The sequence below is a fragment of the Paenibacillus sp. Dod16 genome (assembly GCF_049893405.1).
GTDB lineage: Bacteria > Bacillota > Bacilli > Paenibacillales > Paenibacillaceae > Paenibacillus_AQ.
This window is the reverse complement of record NZ_JBNDYG010000107.1, coordinates 1-2,705: the sequence shown is the minus strand read 5'-3', so window position 1 is coordinate 2,705 and position 2,705 is coordinate 1. Positions and strand designations below refer to the sequence as shown.

At 43.7% G+C, this 2,705-nt stretch carries 4 protein-coding genes; 3 read left to right on the top strand and 1 reads right to left on the bottom strand.

The window, feature by feature from the left end; genetic code table 11:
* Positions 1 to 255 precede the first annotated feature (255 nt).
* From ACPV3A_RS37530 to ACPV3A_RS37520, 3 genes are all read left to right on the top strand, one after another.
* Positions 256 to 1,503 carry a DNA polymerase IV gene (locus ACPV3A_RS37530; RefSeq protein WP_085980683.1) on the top strand — a complete coding sequence of 416 codons (1,248 nt, stop codon included), beginning with the start codon at positions 256 to 258 and terminating at the stop codon, positions 1,501 to 1,503.
* Positions 1,500 to 1,844 (top strand): YolD-like family protein, encoded by a 345-nt coding sequence (locus ACPV3A_RS37525; RefSeq protein ID WP_006212426.1) that lies wholly within the window; start codon positions 1,500 to 1,502, stop codon positions 1,842 to 1,844. The genes ACPV3A_RS37530 and ACPV3A_RS37525 overlap by 4 nt, the downstream gene beginning before the upstream one ends.
* Positions 1,845 to 1,995: 151 nt before the next feature.
* The gene (locus ACPV3A_RS37520) at positions 1,996 to 2,517 is read left to right on the top strand and encodes a hypothetical protein (protein WP_063477318.1); all 522 of its coding nucleotides are present in this window, start codon (positions 1,996 to 1,998) and stop codon (positions 2,515 to 2,517) included.
* A 76-nt stretch (positions 2,518 to 2,593) separates the two neighbouring features.
* Here ACPV3A_RS37520 and ACPV3A_RS37515 read toward each other — a convergent pair.
* The coding region (locus ACPV3A_RS37515; protein ID WP_426203510.1) for an IS3 family transposase at positions 2,594 to 2,705 on the bottom strand (112 nt) is incomplete at its 5' end.

Genomic DNA, 2,705 nt, shown 5'->3' with positions numbered 1-2,705 from the left:
GGTATCTATATAAAAACATGTGTGCATAAAGGGTCTAATCTTTTAATTCTTTGGAGGAATAATATTTTTCAAGTTGTTTGATATAGAGCACAAATAAAAAATGAGCATAATTCTATCTATTTATGCTCATTTTTAGTCGAATGAAGGACGTGTTCTATTGACAAACATAGATGGTCGGAGTTTGATTCTATGACATACGCGTCCTTGGATTAAAAGAAGGAGGGATATGTGTTGAAATCATCTAAACGTGTGGTCATGCTCGTTGACTGCCAATCCTTTTATGCGAGTGTAGAAAAGGCCGAACATCCTGAGTACAAGGATCGGCCTTTGGTGGTTGCTGGGGATCCGGAACGTCGTTCAGGAATTGTGCTGGCAGCTTGCCCTATTGCCAAGTCAAAGGGGATTACTACCGCAGAGCGCCTTGGGGAGGCAGTGGCAAAATGCCCGGATCTTGTTGTTATTAAGCCGAGGATGCAACGATACATCGATGTGTCTATGCTGATCACGGACATTTACAAGAGCTACACAGATCTGGTCGAGCCGTACAGCATTGACGAACAATTTCTAGATGTGACCGGCTCGATGCATCTGTTTGCGGATACACCAAAAGAAATGGCCCGGATCATTCAGGCTCATGTACAAGCTGCGACAGGCGTTTATACTCGCTTCGGGATTGCCGAAACCAAAATCCTTGCAAAGACTGCATGTGACAATTACGCCAAAAAGAATCCATCCGGCATATATACCCTCACCAAAGAGATGCTGCCCGAGACGTTGTGGAAACGTCCCGTCAGCGACATGTTTATGGCCGGCAGTCGTATGACCCGACATTTCAATGCTATGGGACTCCTGAATATTGGAAGTGTAGCTCAGACACCTCTTGTAAAGCTGAAGCAGATGATGCGGCGGAAGTTTGGCAAGAACTCCGACATCCAGGCGGAAATGTATTGGCGCATCGCAAACGGAATCGACGATAGCCCAGTGCGATCAGGCACACACCAGGTTGCACCAAAGTCAGTAGGCCATATGATGACCCTCCCTTTTGATTATCGGGAGTTTGACCACATCTTAACTCCATTGCTCGAGCTAACAGAGTTGGTCTGTCAGCGCTGCCGGGCACTAGGGTTCATGGGGCATGTTGTGTCGGTGGGGTGTATGGGAGCTGACTTCGATCGGCCAACGGGATTTTCAAGACAAATGAAGATGGAGGATCCATCCAACATCACCAATCAGGTTTATCATTGGGCACGCCGATTGCTTGAAACTTATTGGGATGGCTTACCGATCCGGCGGATAGGCGTTAGTTTGACTCAGCTCACCCCCGACAATGAATATCAGTTATCGCTGTTTGATACTGACCGGGAGAGACAGATGGCACTTGAACGGACAACCGACGCATTAAAACTCAAATACGGTAATGCAATTGTAATCCGAGCAGTCTCAAAAACAGCAGCGGGCCAAGCGCTCGATCGATCAGCTAAGATAGGAGGACACTATAAATGACAATACGCAAAAAGCTGGAGGGTAATGGGCTGTGGGAGTCTAGTCGCATGATGCTTCCTGAACATAAAGAAACAATCATTCGCCGGCAATTAGAAGAGGGCAGGGAGGCTCGGCCCACGCTTGATCCCCAAGAAATGGAGTTAATCGAGAAGGCGTTGGCCGAATCTTTTCATGAGCACCGCACTGTTACAGTAAGGATGTTTGTTGAGTATGAAGAAAGGGAGTTAACCGGTATTGTCGTACTAATCCATACGTTCAGACGAGAGATCAAACTGTCTATCTCTGAGGGTGAATGGAATTGGATAAAAGTAGATGATATTACTTCTGCAAGCACATTTTGAAAAAGGAACGCTTATCGGCATATAGCTGATAGCGTTTCTTTTTATATTGATTTAAAGATTCCAAAAAAAATTAGGATTCTGCTAACTTATTAATCTATTTAGCGTTTATATATATGAAGGCCTAAAAATTGGGAAAAGAGGTTGATTAATCATGAAAAGTAAATTTAAAATTTCTTTGGTATCATGTATTATTTTATCTGCAATGTTAACTGGTTCTGCTTTTGCTGATCCAACAATCTCTTCCGAAGATGCCTCTCTAAGCCAATCCTCTACTGGGAGCAACGTTAGCGAGGAAAGTAATTCAGGCGGAGATTTTGAAACGCAAGTTTTTCAAGAATATGGACCTTTCGGTGGCCTATACCAATATAGCGGTGCTATACATGGAGCTTTAGTAAAACCTAACTCTAACCATAGTATGGAGATCAGAAACCTTAGAGTTTATGGTGTTAATTCAGGAAACCCAGCATATTTCACTCTGCGTGTAGCTGATGTAGATGGAAATACAATATATTCAAAAACCTACATGACAGACCAAGACCTCAGAAATAAACCGCCGATTTTGGTACCGGTTGTTAGCTATAAGAATTATCAAGTTATTATAGAATCACACACTAACAACCTTATGCAGGGGGGCTTCTATCTCGGCGTCGACGGGAACGTGTCACAGTTTTAAAAAAATACTCAGTATATTAAAAAAGAACTGCAACCCGTGTGGTCAAGACCCCATTTTGTGGACATTGGAAAAACACCTAAGCTGCAAACTGGCGTCGGTACTCTACCGGCGTCAGTTTGTTTAATTTCCGCTGCGGTCGTCTCTGGTTGTAAAATCGTATGTATTTTTCAATTCGGTTTTGTGCCTCT

Bases quoted from the DNA above. Each gene is read 5' to 3' on its own strand.
- ACPV3A_RS37530 (WP_085980683.1), top strand. From the start codon at position 256: ATGCTCGTTGACTGCCAATCCTTTTATGCGAGTGTAGAAAAGGCCGAA.
- ACPV3A_RS37525 (WP_006212426.1), top strand. From the start codon at position 1,500: ATGACAATACGCAAAAAGCTGGAGGGTAATGGGCTGTGGGAGTCTAGT.
- ACPV3A_RS37520 (WP_063477318.1), top strand. From the start codon at position 1,996: ATGAAAAGTAAATTTAAAATTTCTTTGGTATCATGTATTATTTTATCT.